Origin of the sequence: Halomicronema hongdechloris C2206, from assembly GCF_002075285.3 — a bacterium.
Classification (GTDB): domain Bacteria; phylum Cyanobacteriota; class Cyanobacteriia; order Phormidesmidales; family Phormidesmidaceae; genus Halomicronema_B; species Halomicronema_B hongdechloris.
Window position 1 is genome coordinate 1,625,926 of the sequence record NZ_CP021983.2, and the last position, 15,416, is coordinate 1,641,341.

Consider the following 15,416-nt stretch of genomic DNA (forward strand, 5'->3'; position numbering starts at 1 on the left):
CCCTAGAATTGCTTGGCCAGGGCCTGGAGGCAGCGATCGCAAATGGTGGGGTCTGCGGTGGATTCGCCCACGCGGGTGGAGTAGTTCCAGCAGCGATCGCATTTTTGGCCGTCGGCGTCGATGACCCCGACGCCGATAGTCTCGGAGTTGCCGCTGTATTTCAAGCCCTTCAGCGCGTCGGGGGACTCCAGCAACTCCACCTGGGAGACTAAGAACAGATAGCGCAGTTCATCCACATGGGCACTACCGGGGGCGACCGCATCGCTGGGGTTCATGGCCGCCAGGGTCTGCCGCAGATCGGGAGCGGCCACATAGAGCAGGAGCTTGGCCTCCAGGGAGGAGCCAATATCCTTGCTGGCGCGGGCCTTCTCCAGCACCTTGTTGACCTCTTGCCGGATCTGCCGCAGCCGCTGCCAGTTAGTTGCCAAGGCAGGCTGCTGCCATTGCGGATCTAGCGTGATCCACCCCGCTTCAAATACTGATTTCTGGGGTACTGGATAGGGCAGATTTTGCCAGATGTCTTCGGCCATGTGGCAGAGTACTGGGGCCATGGCCCGGGCTAGGTTCTCAATGGCCACCGCCAGCACCGTCTGACAGCTGCGACGGCGGGGTGACTCGGCATCGCTGATGTAAAGCCGATCTTTGGCGATATCTAAATAGAAGTTGGAGAGATCGACCACACAGAAATTCTGCACCGTCTGAAAGACGCGGAAGAATTGATAGCTATCGAAGGCGTCTTTGATCTCGGCGAAGACCTCTGTAATCCGATGCAGCATGTAGCGATCGAGCTCGGGCAATTGCTCGTAGGGCACGGTATGTTGCGTCGGGTCGAAGTCATAGAGATTGCCCAGCAGGAAGCGAGCCGTATTGCGGATCTTGCGGTAGACATCCGCCATCTGCTTCAAAATCGTTTTTCCTAGGGGCACATCGGCGGCATAGTCCACCGACGATACCCATAACCGCAACACATCAGCCCCGTAGGGCGGGTCAACTTTCTGGTTGTTGCCCCCTGCAATCACCACTTGCGGGTCAACGCCGTTGCCCAGGGACTTGCTCATCTTGCGGCCCTGTTCATCGACGATGTAGCCGTGGGTGAGCACGGCTCGGTAGGGAGCCTGGTTACGGGTGGCCACGCTGGTCAGCAGGCTAGATTGAAACCAGCCGCGATGCTGGTCTGAGCCTTCCAGATAGAGATCAGCGGGATACTGCAGCTCCGGACGCTGTTCTACCACCGCCGACCAGGACGAGCCCGAATCAAACCACACATCCATGGTGTCGGTGCCTTTGCGGTAGCTACGGCCGTTGTTGCGATAGGCTTCTGGCAGTAGCTCCTGCTCAGACAGTTCCCACCAGGCATCGGAGCCCTTTTCACTGAAAATTGTCTGGATGTGGTTGATGGTGGCTTCATTCAGCAGGGGTTCGTCGGTCTCGGTATCATAAAACACCGGAATTGGGACGCCCCAGGTGCGTTGCCGAGAGATACACCAATCGGTGCGGTCTCCCACCATGGCCGTGATCCGATTCTGGCCTTGGGCCGGGATCCACTGTACCTGGTCGATGGCTGCGAGGGCCGCTTCCCGGAAACCAGCCACAGAGGCAAACCACTGCTCTGTCGCCCGAAAGATCGTCGGCTGTTTGGTGCGCCAATCGTAGGGATATTTATGGACGTAGGGTTCTTGCTTCAGCAGGGCGTTGGCCTCTTCTAGGGCGGTGATGATGGCGGGGTTGGCGTCCTTGAGCACGTTTAATCCGGCAAAGGGGCCGGCTGCCTCGGTCATGATGCCCTGCTCGTCCACGGGGCAGAGCACTGGCAGCCCGTAGCGTTGGCCCACTTTGAAGTCTTCTTGGCCATGGCCGGGAGCCGTATGGACCAATCCTGTGCCGGATTCTGTGGTGACGTAGTCACCGCCGATCAGCACCGGACTCTCGCGGTCATAGAGGGGATGGCGATAGGTGCAGTGCTCTAGGGCCAGGCCCTTGATCTCGGCCTTGACCACTAGGTCCTGCCCCAACACCTGTTCCATCCGCTCCACCAAGTCTTTGGCGATGAGCAAATACCGCTCTGGCTGAGCTGAGGAGCCGACTACCACGGCATAGGTCAAGGTGGGATTGACGGCCACGGCTAGATTGGCTGGAATCGTCCAGGGGGTCGTGGTCCAGATGGCCAGACTCAGGCTGTCTAAATAGGGAGTCAGAGCCTCGGCGCTGGGGGCCAGGCTGACCACCGGCAAGGCCGCATAGATACTAGGGGAGGTGTGGCCCTCGGGATATTCCAACTCGGCTTCGGCCAGAGCCGTCTGGGAGGTGGGGCTCCAATGGACGGCCTTTAGCCCTCGGTAGATATAGCCTTTCAAGTACATCTGGCCGAAGACGCCGATTTGAGCCGCTTCGTAGTCGGGGGTGAGGGTGGCGTAGGGATGGTCCCAGTCGCCCCAGACGCCGTAGCGCTTAAACCCTTGCCGTTGCTGATCGATGGTTTTGAGGGCAAAGTCTTTAGCCTTGCGGCGGAGCTTGACCGGGCTCAGCTGAGCCCGGGCCTCGGCGGGCATCTTCTGCAGCACCTTGAGCTCGATGGGCAGGCCATGACAATCCCAGCCAGGAACGTACCGGACCTTCCGCCCTTGCAGCATCTGATATTTGTTGACGATGTCCTTGAGGATTTTGTTTAAGGCATGGCCCATGTGCAAGTCGCCGTTGGCGTAGGGAGGACCGTCGTGGAGCACAAAGGGCTGGCCAGGATTCTCGGCGGCTAGGCGCTGGTAGAGGTGCTGCTCTGCCCAAAACGCTTGAATTTCAGGCTCCCGCTTCACGGCGTTAGCCCGCATTTGAAAACTTGTTTGGGGAAGTAGGACGGTATCTTTGTAGCTTTTGGAGTCTGTCACGGCTTGCACATCGGCTTTATCAGGTCATTATCAGCCACAGCTTAGCGGGCTTCAAGGGGCTGTAGGTGACAGATCTCGATTGTATAGCAACTGCCAGTCGCGGGGGCAATCGGGGGGCATTGACCACTCTACACAGGGCGATTTACTGCAAACCCTTCACGGCCAGAGCCCCCAGGATAGGACTGAGGGCTCTGGCGGCGATGAATGATCAGGAGTGAATTGGGGTTATCAGTGAGCTAAAGGCCGAAGGATTCGACAGCCCGGCGCAGGAAGTAGATCTGCTGATTCAGATCCATACTGTCGAGGGCCTGCAGGATGGGGTCGGCTTCTAGTAGGGGTAGGGGATATCGGGGAGTGCCGCCGGGATCGTGGGCTAAACAATACCAGAAGGCCAGTTTCATGTTGGTGTCTAGGCCAGTGTAGGCTTCGCTGAACCGAGTGGGAGAGCCGACGACGATGTCCCGTAGGGCCTGAAAGCGTTCATGGCGGCTGAGTTGGTGCAGTTGACGAATCAGACTGTGCACCACTTGGGAAAACTTGGCGACCGGTGTTGCAGAGGCGATCGCATGGCCCAAGCGATCGTAGATGAGCCAAAGGATACCCAATTGGCTCTCCGCAGTCATGGCCCTGAATTGTGCAATGGTTTGCTCGAAGGTCTGCTCAAATCCGGTTTGTAAATGCAAGGTGGCCATATTAAACCTCGGGTTTTATGTCACAAATAAACCTTGTCCTGGTTCCAGTCCTAGGTATTTCCCGGGAGAGAACTCAAGACTCGAGCCGAACTTGGAATATTACTCCCCACCCACCGGATTGCGATCGCAACTCTCTTGTAGCTTCAGTCACATTGTTTTTTATCTACTCACATGATTCTTCATTGGATCGCAGTCTGTTTTTATTGATCCCTTAACCTTTCGAGTCAGTCTGGATTTCTTCCAATTTTCTTCCATTTTATCTATCCAGACAGGAACCTGACAGAAGCCCCGGCTATCTTGTCCCCTAAAAATATGAATTCTCAATACAGCATTTTGACGCTAGCGAGATACATGGATGACCCTGAAATCCTTGCTATCAGGAGGTGGCTGTACCTCACCTAGCCAGGCAATGCCGTAAGCTCATAGGGCAAGCCTCAAACCCCCTAGGGGCAGAAATAATGTGATCTCCTGGCCGCAGAGGACATTTGAAAACTCGGCTGAAAGGCCTGTAAGGTAGGCATTTTAGAGCGTATGGTTCTGTTGGCCAGACTCCAGTCTGGAGCAAGGTTGCAGAGAACCCAGACTATCCAAAGGGTCAGGGAACCTGCCCCCTACAGCATCCGAAATCTGGTAAGGGCGCGGTTTCCGCGCCCAATGCAGAATCTTTTGTCAGTCAACCAGGGCTAAACGGTTTAGTGGCTAAACGGTTTAACGTCAGGGGCCTGGGTCCACTATTCTATTGAGGGAGTATTTTATGGGGGTCGCCAGCAACTCCCCGACTACCTGAATCGGCGCGTGTCCAGGGCAAAAATCCTGCAGCCAATGGGCCGTGCCGATGGCCACAGCGGTCGGCTCTTGTAGCCAGGTCGCGGTTGGTCAGTCACTGAGGGCAGTGGGAATCGCTCACCGCCTTCCACGCAGGCACGGCTTCAGGGCAGGAATCTTCACCTGGCTTGGCGTCGTCAACGGTGTCAGGGTGCTGCTCGACTAGGTTGTTGCTGCCGATGGGGAAAGCCAGTCTATGCTATTCAAACGAAAACCGGCTCCGCTGTTGACTTATCTGAGTCAGAAGACTGAATTTGAAGGCATCCTCCACGCTGAGGGGATGCTACGGGTCGATGGCATCGTCCATGGCACCATTGAGGTGGATGGTGACCTAGAGATTTCCGCGACTGGCTTGGTTGAGGGCCCGGACGTGAAGGCAACCAATATCGTGGTCCATGGGGTCTTAAAAGCCCGCGTGTCTGCGGCAGGCAAGTTGACCCTCAGCCGCAGCGCCCGTCTGGAGGGTGATGTGGTCGCCGGGTCCTTGGAAATGGAAGCCGGGGCCTACTATGCCGGCTATATCGAGACCCGCGATGCCAAGACCTTACCGCCCTCCCGCAACTTGCCGGAGCTATATGGCTCCAACGAACTCTAGGACGCCAAAAGGCAGACGACAGAAGACAGACGGCAGCCAGCAGACAGGGACATCCCCATGAATGCAGCCTTTCCCCACGCTAGTCAATAGAGGCGTTAGGTCTGGATTAAATTTGCAAGCTTTCCCCAGGGGTAACCGGTTGAGTTGGGGCGGAGCCGCCGGTATCGAAAATGAGGGCATCGCTGGAATAAGTGCTGCCGAAATTGGCGGCCAGACTGGCGACCTGCTGCAGGGCCGAACGCAGATCATCCGCCTGCAGCGACGACAGGGGATGCACATAGACGGACACTAGGGTGCCATCGGTCACGGCGTAGCGGGCATCGAGGGCGGTGTGAAAATTGGCCACCAGCACATTGCGAACTTGAGCGGGGGTGAGTTGCTGCGCCGGCATAATCGGTGTGACGATGCGCATGCGGTCCCTCGCTTCATCGGCCAGGACGACTATAGACTGTTGGTCTAGGGTAAATTGCCACTGGCCAGCTTCCCCTTGCAGCCCAGCCACACTGTCCTGCAAAATCGCTTCCAGGCGCTCCAGCGTCATCACTGCTGCGGCCGTCTCTTGCACCTGAAGAGCTGGGGCCGAATCATGGGGAGGGGATGTCTGGGCCATGGCCACTCCGCTCACCCCGGTCCAGAGGGCAATCCCGGTAAGGGCACTGACATATAAGCGAGTCATAACACGGGTTTGTGAAAAGGTCTGCCCTCACCCTAGACAGGCTGGCTGAATCTTCTCTGAGAGATCGCTGAAAGGCCATTCATGATCTAAGCGTCGGCCGGTCACTAGAGACAGTTTGAGGGAGCATGACTGAGGTCGTACAGATAAACAAAGGCGCCCACCGTGGCAAAGCTATCTAGCCGGTCGCCTAAGCAGTTCAAATGGGACAGCATCAGCTGATTTTCTGCCTCCACCCAGGCATGGGAGAAGAGCACCCACACCCGGGACCGTCCCCGCAGTTGATTCAGATCGTTGATATAGCGGGTGCGCTCCTGGGCCGAGACTTGGTGGCCGTCTAGATCATCGAGGGAATCCACCCCGGCAATATACTCGCCGGCTTCATAGCCGTAGCGGTCGGCGTAGAATTCAAACTGGCGAATGCCCCGCTGAAACACATACAAGGTATCCCCTGGTTGTTGATGGGCCTGCACATACGCCATCACCGGTTTGATTTCTTCTCGCAGATGGGGCCGATAGAGTAGGGGCAAGGTATTGTACAGGGGCTGGCTCAACAGGATGACCGTCATTACCAGGCCAATGCCCCTGCCATGACCGGAGCCGGCGTTAACCAGGTGGTAGAGCCCCGCGGCCATGGCAATGATGAAGCAGGGAGCCAAAAACAGCACTAATCGGCCGGCAAAGGGATATTGCTGCAGGTAGGCCGCCACGACAGTGACAATTACCGGCGATAGCAGCGTCAGCAGGGCCGCCCCACGATGTCTAGCCAGGGACACACACCCGACCACAAATGCTCCCAGGGCCAGCACCCCCCTGATGATTGGCAGCAAAATTCCGGGCCAGGACACGTCCTCCCAGGGACTAGCAAAGCCCAGGGGTGAGTGGAAGAACAACCCCAACCGCTCAATCAGCCAGACCAGGGTGGCAATGGGATGATAGGCCTCTGGAAATGCCCCCTTCGACTGCCAGGATGCCTGCAAGACTTCATTGCTGCCTAACTCTTGAATTGAGACCAGATAGAAGACCAAGAAGCTCACCAACCAGCTTAGATAAATGATGCGATTGGAGGGTGATAGCAATTGATAGGTGAGGGCGCGCCGGAGAGCGGTAAGGTGACGCCTGCGGGGCCGAGCCTGAGTCAGGCTAGTGCTCGTTTGACGCCAGTGCCTGGCAATGAGACTAATCGTCACCCCGGCCAGCACCAAAACAGCGGGATGGGAGCACCAAATTGCGATCGCACCGGCAGCGGCGATAAAGATGGCCCTGGGTGTTGATAGCTTCAATTGGGTCTGTTGGGCCAGCCAAAAACTTATCAAGGCGATGGCGACATCGGTTGAATACTGCTTGACTTCCGTCGAGAAGTAGACAAACGTATCGATGCAGCCAATGAAGATGAGTGCGATCAAAATGCCATAGCCCTGCAGGTATTGACGAGCCATGGCATAAAACAAGACCAGCGTTAACAGCCCTGCCAGCAAGGGAAACAGCCGCAGGGCATATTCATTCAGACCCAAGATCTGAGTGGCAAGCTTTTCGAGAAACAGGAAGCCAAACGGTGCCCCTTGGTCATAGTCAAGTGGCTTTAGTAACTCGGTGTAAGTGCGATTGCCGATGTTCAAGGCCAAGACGGCTTCATCGGCCCATAGGGAGCGATTGAACCCATATTGAATCACTCGAACCGCACCGCTGACGCCAATAATCAACCAGGCGATGCGCTCCAGGGCGACAGTCCCATAGCGCTTGCCGCCGCCCTGGCCCCCCGAGGCCGATACTGCTGGCGAACTGTTTTGCCATGCAGTTGCCCCGAGTTGGCCCCCTAAATCCCCCGATTCTGGAGGACTTTGATGCGCTTGCTCCCCCATTTTGGGGGGCTGGGAGGCCTGCGCCAACCACTTTCTCACCAGTGTGTTGCCAATTATGAATTTCGCCATTGGTATCAGAGCCGTGTGGCTATGGATTCGCCCACCAGAGCAAGGGATTGTATTCACTGCTGCAGAAAAAGAGTGGGAACAGTTTTAACCCCGGGGTCAGCAGCGGTTTAAGATGCGCGCGTCGGTATCGTGGGCCAAGGTTATTTTGCGGCATGCGGCGGATGAATGGGCGGGGGTTGAGTTGTTTTTGCAGCGATGGGCTGAGTTTGTCAGCCAGCAACACCATGACCGCTCAAGTGCCTGTGAGCAGGTGCTGGCCTAGAGAGGTCGGTTGCCTGGCCAACCTAACCCCCCACCCTAACCACAGTCATAACCTGTGGTGATGGGCGCAGAGCCCGGGACTCACCCGAGGGCAACGGCAAGCACCGTGGTTGATTCTCGCTAAGTCCCATGGATGCGATCGCATCTTGCAACTGGGCAGCCGTCCCTTGATTTCCGGGAAAAGATTATTGACGTCTACTTTACAGAGCGGCTGTCGGTTCGCAAGTTAGCTAAGCGATTTGGCGTGTCGAAGAGTTTTATTGAAACTCTGTTGAAGCGCCTGCGAGAAACGGGTGATATTCAGCCTAAGCCTCATGGGGGTGGCGCTCAGCCTAAACTCAATGCAGAACAACTAAAACTTGTGAAAGCCTTGGTGGATGCGGACAATGATGCGACCTTAGACGAACTCCGTGATCGCCTAGCTGCCGAGACCTCGATTTTGATCAGTCGGTCGTCCATGGGACGAATCGTGCAACAGCTTGAACTCACCCGTTAAAAAAAACGCTGCACGCTACTGAAGCAGGGAGTCTACGGGTGCGACAAGCCCGAGTCGAGTATTGGCAACAGATCCGAGACATAGCCCCGGAGAACCTGGTGTTTATAGATGAGGCGGGCGTTAACTTAGCCATGATCCGATTATATGCCCGAGCTCTCAAGGGCCAGCGTGCGATTGGGGAGCGTCCGGCCAAACGGGGGCAGAATGTGCCGCTGGTCAATGCGCTCAGTTTGCGTGGTCCGATTGCTCCGCTGACGATTCTCGCTGCGATGGATGGCTTGACATTTGAAGCGTACATCATTCGTCGAGTAGCACCTAACCTATGGCCTGGAGCCGTACTTATTGTGGATAATAGCTCTAGCCATAAAGCCACAGAAGAGGTCACAGTTGCGCTTGAGGCGGTAGGTGCCGAGATCAGATTTTTACCACCCTATTCCCCAGACTTCTCACCGATAGAACCATTTTGGTCGAAGGTGAAGAATATTTTGAAATCAGTCGGCGCACGGACTTATCAAGCACTAGAAGAAGCGATTGAGTCTGCCTATTCTCAAGTCACGTTGGAAGATATTCGTAACTGGTTTACAAACGACTGTTACTGTACCTCACTCAAATGAGAACCGCTATATTGGAAAAACTGAACGAAATGTATGTAAACTCCCTCATTGAGGTTGCTCCATATCTTGATCAAGGAACTTTACAAAAAGTTTTCACCCCTCAAAAATCCCAAAAGGTTCTGCTTTCATAAGCTAGCATTATAGTGTTGATGGAAAATTAATATTCTCCTAAGTGCTATGACAGCAGCAGAGCTATTTCCAACTCTAAGAAGCCTACCTCGCGTAGACAAGTTAAAGGTGATGCAGTTTCTTATCGCTGAATTAGCAAGGGAAGAGGAACCCGTCTTGCAACCAGGAGCAACTTATTCACTCTGGTCGCCTTTGGACTCACATGAAGCTGCTCACAAACTTGCTCAACTTCTAGAATCGGAGCAACCGACGCAAAATGCGTAAAGCTCAGAGATTCAATTTTATAGAGGGATTTGATGCCTTTGGTGTTCCGGATGCTCTACCTCAGCTACCTCTAGCTCTGACATATCGAGGTGTGTCGGCGGAAGTTTCAGCATTGCTAGATACAGGGGCAAGTGTTAATGTCTTGCCCTACAGTATTGGACTTCAACTTGGTGCAGTTTGGGAAGAGCAGACAACTTCCGTTACATTGGCTGGTAACTTAGCTTCTCTGGAAGCGCGAGGACTGTTGGTTTCTGCCAAGATCGGCGATTTCGATCCCGTCCGCTTAGTCTTCGCATGGAGTGTATCTGATGATGCTCCACTGCTGTTGGGTCGGATGAATTTCTTTTTAGAGTTTGATGTCTGCTTCTACCGTTCTCAACTTGTATTTGAGGTTCGCCCCAAATCTCAAGATACCGTATAATCGGGATAGGGAGAATCCTCACCAATCTCCCCCTCCCACACCATCCGGCAAGCGAGTCCGCACCAGGGCTATTTCATTCTAAAAATGGCCTTGAGGGTATCTAGACCAAACTTGCAGAGTCGTTCAGCCTGAGCCATATTGGCGAACTCGTTGGAGCGATAGAGGTTGAGCGCGAAGTTTCGAGCGACGGCGAAGATTTGCGGCAACTGGTGCATACGAATGCGCGAAGCATCTTCTCCCTGGGTCACATCCCGGATATGATGTACCTTATTTTCAACGCCCCAATAGCCCCGAATGCGCCGAGCCAAGGATTCCGCTGATTCTAAAAACGAGGCGACATAGTAGCGGGTCTCAGTTTCTAAGTGAGGCTGCCCGCCCTTCTTGAAGTGTCGCTCACTCTCCACTCGAATGAGCGTCTTCAGCCCTGGCCAGGGCTTGATGTTATCGAGGGTGGTGCATAGGCTAACGACCCGCTTCTCCAGTCGCCCATGCCCTTTACTGACCTCGGTGTAGCTGTCCTCAGCGATAAAGTTGGCCTGAACGCTTTTGTGCAAGTTACCCTGATTGCCTTTGAGGGCACCCAAGTAATGATTGTCGGTGTCAAGGATGAGCTGACAGTTTTTTTTGGGTGCTAATCGCATCAAAGGCTATCACCACCCCCTTCAGCGCCAGTTGCTTAATGAACTCGGGCAGGGCTTTGATTTCGTTGGTCTTGTGCTCTACCTGATAGGGCTCCAGAATCAACCCCCGCTCCACCAGATAAGCACTGACCAATAGAATGGCGGGATGAGGGGGAGAGTCAGGATTGTCAGTCTCCAGTTGATACGACCCGCGTAAGACTTTGCCATCCACCGCTAAGGTTTCACCGGCTAACGGTTCAATGCCAAAGAACCGAGCCAAGGCCGCCGAATACTGTCCATAGTCTAGCTTTAGCAGCACCCGGCGAATCGTGCTGTAGGAGGGAAGACGGCCCTTGGGCGGGTTGAAGAGGTCAATCAACTCGCTGCGGTAGCTTTTGAGCCAGTCGCCAATGGCCAGAAATCCACGATTACCGGCCGTCACCGCCAGGGTGAAGAGCGCCAGGCATAAGGCCATCTGATGTCGTTTGCCAGAGGCCTGACGGACATCTGGCAGGGCAACGAAGGCTTCGAGGATCTCGATGCGCTCTACAGCAGGCTCATGCCTCGAGTCGAGGGTAGTAGGGGTAGGGGGCAGACGCATAGACGCTAGGACCATTGGGATTAGCCTGAAACTCTAGCATCTTTAGGTCCCCTTGAGAATGAAATGGCCCTGGTCCGCACAGGGCGGTTCCTCGGAAAGGTTTAGATATCAGGACAATGTCTGACTCCCAGGGCTGGCTACATAGTTAAGCGCTGTTCGATTAGTTCCCCCGGTCGGGTTCATCGCTCCCCTTCGCCGATTGTTGCCAACCGTCGGGCCGTCCCGATTGCCTTAGGGGTCTGTGGCTACCTGGCCGTTTCCCGCCAGACCTCAGTCAGACTCCCCTCGCGCTCTAGACTGCCACAGGGGCAGACCTCCCCAGATAAGACCGTGAACGTCGCCTGAGCGTGAGTCGAAGGCTGTCGCTGCAACCGCACCATTTACCGCGTTCCCTGAACCAGTGGGCTTTGTCTTGTGTGGCAGACTCGCCCCAGGAATCTCGGCCTTCTATGATGTTTCTGTCCGTCGGCTCGCAGCTTTGCCGTTGGCTTCCTCCAGACCCTCCCTCGCGGGAACGCCCTTGCCTTAAGCTAGTCGTTGGTGTCTCTCGGCTCCAATTAGTTTCGAGCATTTGGACACTGGTTCTCCTGCAGGGGACTTTCACCCCATTGATTCATGCCCGTGCCGGGCGTACACAATTGCGTGAACCGGAGCGGCGAATTGGGCGGAATCTGAAATCAACGCGTAACGTCGCCGCCTGGTTACGCTAAACGTTAAAGCGAACAGATTCAGAGTAAGCGAGTATTCATCTTAATAACAGGGGAAGATTGACATGGAAACCATCAATCAACAAAACGAAAATTCCAATCCCAGCTTGGGTTACTATCCCAACCCTGGCTGGGAATGGCAGAAACCCGAACCCAAAACCTATCTCAAAGAGCATAACTTAGCTCAATATGCTCGCGTTTGGATCTTGAATCTAGTTGAGATTGTTCACTGGATTCTGCTAGTGCCCTCTTTCATTTTATCCTTCATCATTTTTCAACATGGGGATGCTCTGGCTGAAAGGCTTGGGACAGATATACAGGTCTATCTACTCTCCGTTGCCCCTTTGATTCAGGCTTTTGCTGGCTTAGTCGCTGTTGTTATGCATGAATATGAAGGCTGGCAGGTTGCGTACTTTAAAAATCCGCTCGACACCGATTTTGATATCAAGAATTTCAATAATGAGTGGTTGCGTGAAGTAGCATACAAGATGCTATTTTTCCTTCAAATAGTTGGACTGCTTGCTTTCTCTCTTGGTGTGTTTGGCATTAACAAAGTTTCGATCGCCTTTGCCGTTGCTAGTATCGTTCTTGCTTTTCTTGCCCCTCAAAATCCCAAAGCCACATTTACCTTTAACAATCAACCTGTCTTCCCTATTGCCACAGCATTAGTAGTGATCTTTATCGTTAATGCAATCGTCAATTTCATTGCCTACTATTATCTTTTCTCTCCAGCCCTTCAACTTGCACAACTACCTAGAATTCTAGCTGGATTGGCTCCACTCCTTTTCATGATGGGAGGCGTGATTGAAGGAGTGTTTGCTGAGTCCACATTTAATCAATGGATTCACTTTGGGGCTGTTATCTTTCTCAATCTTGGACTACTGGTACAGATATACTTCTTCAATCTGCTCTGGTAGGTTTCTCTATCAGAGTTTGGCTTGTCAAGACCGTTTATGATCTAGCTCTTGAATTTTGAATTCCACGGTACTAGAAATCGCTCAAAACTTACTTTCTTCAAGATTCAACGGAGGATTTTCTATCTATGCTTAGTCATGAACCAGTAAAACTAGCCCGAGGCTACTGGATATTAGGGCTCGCTCAAGTTGTTCACAGTACAGAAGAGACGCTCTCCCAGCTTTACGTTCAGCTCAATTCGATGATTGAGGCATTGCATCAACACTTTCCTTGGTTTCCTTTAGTGGAACTTAGTGCAGATGTTTTTGCAGCAATCAATTATTTCATGCTTGCTTTGATCTTGGCTTCAGTTCCTGTTGCTGAGAAGGGTAATCGAACTGGCTTCTTCTTCATGTGGCTTTGGGCGATCGTCGAACTGTTCAATGGAGCGTTTCATATAGGGACATGGGTGTACTTTAAACACTATTTCCCTGGCGGAATCTCCGGTCCTATCCTCTTTGTTTTGAGTATTTTCTTGATTCAGCGGCTGCGAGCTACTTCAATTCAAGCGGCACAGGCTACTTAGCAAACCTTAACCACAAGATGCAAAGATGTCTTCAAAAAAATTTTTTTTAGATTTACTTTGGCTGGGCAAGAGTTTGACCATCCTCTTGGCTACCATTTTTGCTGCCCTGGCGATCGCCACTTTCATCCTCGTTTTGCGGGGGAATTCACCACCAAGTTTGGTTTGGATTGTGCTTGTCCTAATAGGATCGCTGCTTTTATTTGTAGTGGCGATTCAACTCATCTATGCCAATAGTTGGGCTGGAACCCCTATCATTCTGAAGCCTACCCATACAGGTACAGTCATTAGCCTCATTTTTGTGCAAGGAGAGGGTATCCCAATTGAGCGATATCGCCAGATAGCAGAGGCAATTCAATCGACAGCCTCCGACTTAGCAATTTGGGTGGGCATTCCGCAGTTTATTGGAGATTCTCCGATTCCGCGGGAAACTGGATTAGCAATTAATAAGGTACTCCAGCAGATGAAGCAGGAAGGAATGCCGGAGACTGAAAACCAATTCTTTATTGCCCACTCTGTTGGTGGGATTGCTCTGCAAAAGTATCTCAAGGCTTTTCCCAAGCGTGTTAAAGGGCAAATATTGATGGGGTCCTTCCTAGGAAAGTGGAATCTCTCAAAGCTGGATGAGGCAGGGAAAACAATCATTGATTATCCTGTTCCGACTTTGACCATTGGTGGAACATTGGATGGCTTGGCTCGAATTACTCGGATTGCAGCAGCCTTTTGGTATCAACAGATCAATTCATCCCAACCGACCGACCAGCAGAACTTTCCGGTGGTCACTATTGATGGTGCCAGCCATATGCAGTTCGCCTCCGGACCACCGACTTCTTTTGTGGCTGATTTTGACCTTAAACCTGGTGATGGGGTCGAAGATACTGACGTTCATCAGCAGGTCGGTCAGTTGGTGTACAACTTTATGGGTACAAGGTTATCTACTTCCCAGTCTGAAGGTAGTTTGAAGTTTTTGAGTGCCGAACGAGAAAAGACCCATCAGGACGTAAAGCCTATTATCGACGCACTCAAATTAGAGGGATACAACGGCTTTAAACCGGCTTGTTACAACAGTCAGTTGGATAATACTCGAACAGATCCGAAATGCACGCCATATTCCCCGTGGATTCAAGATAAGGCGAATGAGATTATGGCTGGCAATGACTTATCTCCTGTCTCATTCAGTTTAGAGGTCAAGGATAGTTTTCATCGTTCTTACTCCATCAATCCCGTTCATCTCCCAAATATCAAGAATTATTGTGGAGGCAAAGAACCTTGTACTTTGCAGGTTAATAGCGTTACCCAAGCTCTCTATAATCTATTTGATTTTTTTGATGCAGGCTTTTTCCCAATCTCAGCCTTCTCGTTGCGAACAAAGCTCAATTCCCGACAGAGATTTTGGTACCATGCTGCTAGCGCTAGTGGAGATGAGCGTCCCTATCCGGATTTCCAGAAGACTGATGGAGCTTCTATCGGGGCTGAAATCAATCAACAGGTTTATAAATGGGCTTTAGATCATGCAGGGGATAAGCCGCGTGACTATTTCAATAAAGTTGGTGTGCCAATGGAGATGGGAAAAGATGTGGTACCGTTCGTTTCAGCGGGACCCGTCTTTCTTTTGAATTACCCTAAATACAATTATGTATCCAATTATGTATCCAAAGACGGATTGCAGTCTTTTCAGGTTAGAGCAGGAGCGATGAAAACCTCTCTTAGCTATCCACTCAAGGTTTCAAGTGGTTTTCATTATTGCCAGCTTCTTTCTCCTGCTGCTGCTATGGAGTGGATCTATGTTGATGGCTTACGGCCTAAAGCTTCTATTTCTGGTGACACGGTTGTTTACGGTCCTTTTGGAGGTATTATAAGAACCCTCAGGTTTGTTTTACGGGGATTACTCCGTCAAACCAGAACCAAGGGCCTATTCAAGCGGGTGTGAGTTCGATCGGACGATCTCGTAGGATGGGTTGAAATATAAAACCTATCATCCACAGACGTTTGCGGGTCTAACCATTCAATGAAGCGGATGCTACGAGGATCACGGGCGCCTATTTTGCCTCGAAGGTGTTGTCGCACCGCTTATCTCATAGTTAGGCAGCTACGCCCCCGGCAATTGATCCTAACCACGAAAGAGTGATTGAACCGAAAGCCTGAAAGTCTTGATTAGCAGAGTGTATCATCCTAGAAATTTCCTGTTTGATTACCGCATAATTATTGATGTCCAACTCGCAATCTTT

At 52.6% G+C, this 15,416-nt stretch carries 12 protein-coding genes and 1 pseudogene; 8 read left to right on the forward strand and 5 right to left on the reverse strand.

The features are described from left to right. Nucleotides 1–2 precede the first annotated feature (2 nt). The gene (ileS, locus tag XM38_RS07315; protein WP_225889448.1) at nucleotides 3–2,825 is read right to left on the reverse strand and encodes an isoleucine--tRNA ligase; all 2,823 of its coding nucleotides are present in this window, start codon (nucleotides 2,823–2,825) and stop codon (nucleotides 3–5) included. A gap of 293 nt (nucleotides 2,826–3,118) precedes the next feature. Continuing rightward, nucleotides 3,119–3,574 (reverse strand): orange carotenoid protein N-terminal domain-containing protein, encoded by a 456-nt coding sequence (locus XM38_RS07320; protein ID WP_080812179.1) that lies wholly within the window; start codon nucleotides 3,572–3,574, stop codon nucleotides 3,119–3,121. A 1,021-nt stretch (nucleotides 3,575–4,595) separates the two neighbouring features. On the opposite strand from XM38_RS07320, the gene XM38_RS07325 reads away from it, so the two are divergent. After that, complete coding sequence (locus XM38_RS07325; RefSeq protein WP_080812181.1) at nucleotides 4,596–4,994, forward strand: bactofilin family protein; 399 nt, start codon at nucleotides 4,596–4,598, stop codon at nucleotides 4,992–4,994. A 106-nt stretch (nucleotides 4,995–5,100) separates the two neighbouring features. Here XM38_RS07325 and XM38_RS07330 read toward each other — a convergent pair whose 3' ends face one another. Together XM38_RS07330 and XM38_RS07335 are read right to left on the reverse strand one after the other, a co-directional pair. Further along, nucleotides 5,101–5,670, reverse strand: coding sequence for a type III secretion system chaperone (locus XM38_RS07330; RefSeq protein WP_080812183.1), 570 nt, complete (start codon nucleotides 5,668–5,670; stop codon nucleotides 5,101–5,103). 104 nt (nucleotides 5,671–5,774) lie between these two features. Beyond that, nucleotides 5,775–7,556: a glycosyltransferase family 39 protein gene (locus XM38_RS07335; RefSeq protein ID WP_187329319.1), complete on the reverse strand. Its 1,782-nt coding sequence runs from the start codon at nucleotides 7,554–7,556 to the stop codon at nucleotides 5,775–5,777. 154 nt (nucleotides 7,557–7,710) lie between these two features. On the opposite strand from XM38_RS07335, the gene XM38_RS25830 reads away from it, so the two are divergent. The 4 genes from XM38_RS25830 to XM38_RS07350 all read left to right on the forward strand — a co-directional run bounded on the left by XM38_RS25830 (nucleotide 7,711) and on the right by XM38_RS07350 (nucleotide 9,783). After that, nucleotides 7,711–7,860: a hypothetical protein gene (locus XM38_RS25830; protein ID WP_187329320.1), complete on the forward strand. Its 150-nt coding sequence runs from the start codon at nucleotides 7,711–7,713 to the stop codon at nucleotides 7,858–7,860. Nucleotides 7,861–7,992: 132 nt separating this feature from the next. Next, nucleotides 7,993–8,969, forward strand: a protein-coding gene (locus XM38_RS07340) for an IS630 family transposase (RefSeq protein ID WP_202978849.1) whose coding sequence is annotated in 2 segments (ribosomal slippage) — nucleotides 7,993–8,350 and nucleotides 8,350–8,969 — 978 coding nt in all. Because the reading frame shifts where the segments join, the coding sequence is not laid out codon by codon here. A gap of 177 nt (nucleotides 8,970–9,146) precedes the next feature. After that, nucleotides 9,147–9,362, forward strand: a complete 216-nt coding sequence (locus XM38_RS28720; protein WP_080812187.1) for a hypothetical protein — start codon at nucleotides 9,147–9,149, stop codon at nucleotides 9,360–9,362. Next, nucleotides 9,355–9,783, forward strand: coding sequence for a retropepsin-like aspartic protease (locus XM38_RS07350; RefSeq protein WP_080812188.1), 429 nt, complete (start codon nucleotides 9,355–9,357; stop codon nucleotides 9,781–9,783). The genes XM38_RS28720 and XM38_RS07350 overlap by 8 nt, the downstream gene beginning before the upstream one ends. A gap of 68 nt (nucleotides 9,784–9,851) precedes the next feature. On the opposite strand, the pseudogene XM38_RS28725 reads toward XM38_RS07350, so the two are convergent. Further along, a pseudogene (locus tag XM38_RS28725) lies at nucleotides 9,852–11,019 on the reverse strand (ISAs1 family transposase). Between the two features lie 757 nt (nucleotides 11,020–11,776). Here XM38_RS28725 and XM38_RS07360 point away from each other — a divergent pair. From XM38_RS07360 to XM38_RS07370, 3 genes are all read left to right on the forward strand, one after another. Then, nucleotides 11,777–12,628, forward strand: coding sequence for a hypothetical protein (locus XM38_RS07360; protein ID WP_080812190.1), 852 nt, complete (start codon nucleotides 11,777–11,779; stop codon nucleotides 12,626–12,628). 125 nt (nucleotides 12,629–12,753) lie between these two features. Further along, nucleotides 12,754–13,191 (forward strand): HXXEE domain-containing protein, encoded by a 438-nt coding sequence (locus XM38_RS07365; RefSeq protein ID WP_080812192.1) that lies wholly within the window; start codon nucleotides 12,754–12,756, stop codon nucleotides 13,189–13,191. 25 nt (nucleotides 13,192–13,216) lie between these two features. Then, on the forward strand, nucleotides 13,217–15,118 hold the full coding sequence (locus XM38_RS07370; RefSeq protein ID WP_080812194.1) for an alpha/beta hydrolase family protein: 1,902 nt from the start codon (nucleotides 13,217–13,219) through the stop codon (nucleotides 15,116–15,118). Nucleotides 15,119–15,416 lie beyond the last annotated feature (298 nt).

Excerpts from the sequence above, each read along its gene's own strand:
- ileS (WP_225889448.1), bottom strand. The coding sequence starts at position 2,825 with ATGCGGGCTAACGCCGTGAAGCGGGAGCCTGAAATTCAAGCGTTTTGG.
- XM38_RS07350 (WP_080812188.1), top strand. The coding sequence starts at position 9,355 with ATGCGTAAAGCTCAGAGATTCAATTTTATAGAGGGATTTGATGCCTTT.
- XM38_RS25830 (WP_187329320.1), top strand. The coding sequence starts at position 7,711 with ATGCGCGCGTCGGTATCGTGGGCCAAGGTTATTTTGCGGCATGCGGCG.
- XM38_RS28720 (WP_080812187.1), top strand. The coding sequence starts at position 9,147 with ATGACAGCAGCAGAGCTATTTCCAACTCTAAGAAGCCTACCTCGCGTA.
- XM38_RS07360 (WP_080812190.1), top strand. The coding sequence starts at position 11,777 with ATGGAAACCATCAATCAACAAAACGAAAATTCCAATCCCAGCTTGGGT.
- XM38_RS07325 (WP_080812181.1), top strand. The coding sequence starts at position 4,596 with ATGCTATTCAAACGAAAACCGGCTCCGCTGTTGACTTATCTGAGTCAG.
- XM38_RS07330 (WP_080812183.1), bottom strand. The coding sequence starts at position 5,670 with ATGACTCGCTTATATGTCAGTGCCCTTACCGGGATTGCCCTCTGGACC.
- XM38_RS07370 (WP_080812194.1), top strand. The coding sequence starts at position 13,217 with ATGTCTTCAAAAAAATTTTTTTTAGATTTACTTTGGCTGGGCAAGAGT.
- XM38_RS07320 (WP_080812179.1), bottom strand. The coding sequence starts at position 3,574 with ATGGCCACCTTGCATTTACAAACCGGATTTGAGCAGACCTTCGAGCAA.
- XM38_RS07365 (WP_080812192.1), top strand. The coding sequence starts at position 12,754 with ATGCTTAGTCATGAACCAGTAAAACTAGCCCGAGGCTACTGGATATTA.